Below are 270 nucleotides of genomic sequence, written 5' to 3'. Positions count from 1 at the left end.
AGTCCATCGCACTTTGCGTCGAGGCTCTTCGAGACGACAAGAAGATTCTCTTCGCTGGAAATGGCGGTAGCGCTTCAGATGCACAGCACCTCGCAGCCGAGCTTGTTGGTCGGTATCGCTATGACCGGGAATCGCTCGCTGCGATTGCCATCACCACCGACACCTCGGCGCTCACTGCGATCGGAAATGATTATGGCTATGAGGACGTGTTCTCGCGCCAGCTTTCGGGCCTAGGCCAGGAAGGTGATGTACTGGTAGCCATCTCTACCT

General features: G+C 56.7%; 1 protein-coding gene. It reads left to right on the top strand.

What is annotated here, in order from left to right; genetic code table 11:
- A partial coding sequence (locus A3750_RS05970) for an SIS domain-containing protein (RefSeq protein WP_156498442.1) occupies positions 1-270 on the top strand: 270 nt, incomplete at both ends.

The sequence above is a fragment of the Oleiphilus sp. HI0079 genome (genome assembly GCF_001635105.1).
The sequence above is the reverse complement of the archived record's forward strand: the minus strand, read 5'-3'. Positions and strand labels throughout refer to the sequence as shown.